The sequence below is a fragment of the Oleiphilus sp. HI0123 genome, assembly GCF_001635315.1.
Genome location: NZ_LWGE01000056.1, coordinates 1 through 443, shown reverse-complemented (window position 1 = coordinate 443; position 443 = coordinate 1). Strand labels below are relative to the sequence as shown.

1 protein-coding gene is annotated in these 443 nt (G+C 39.5%); it reads right to left on the bottom strand.

Features of this window, described 5'->3' with window-relative positions; all coding sequences use genetic code 11:
- The coding region (locus A3761_RS00625) for a hypothetical protein (RefSeq protein WP_197472679.1) at positions 1 to 380 on the bottom strand (380 nt) is incomplete at its 3' end.
- Positions 381 to 443: the final 63 nt, after the last annotated feature.

Here is a 443-nt window from a genome sequence, read left to right as displayed (position 1 = left end):
AAATATTGATCAACCGAAACTGCTTCACTAGATAGGATGGGGAATTTTGAAGCAATCGCGACAACGGGCATATCAAACAGATAGTCAGACTTCTTGTTGGGCTGTTCGACTGTTGCAAAATAGTCAAAGCCCGCTGACTTTGACAAGCTATTCAGAGCCGATACGGAAAACACCTCCTGAAAACCAACAATATCTGCGCCAATTACTTTCAGAAGCCTAAGTATCCATGCTTCCTTCTTACGCCATTGTTGGTCAGTATAAATATTCTCCAACTCGTAAAATGCATTGGGAGGTTCAATATAGTTAAAAAGGTTAAACGTACAAACCTTAAACTGACGTGTTTGTTTTACCATAATTCTGAGCAAAGTGCTTCGCTGCACTCGCTCTTACCTCCAATAGCCAGGGCCATGATTTAAAACAATAAGAACTTAGAATAAATTTTA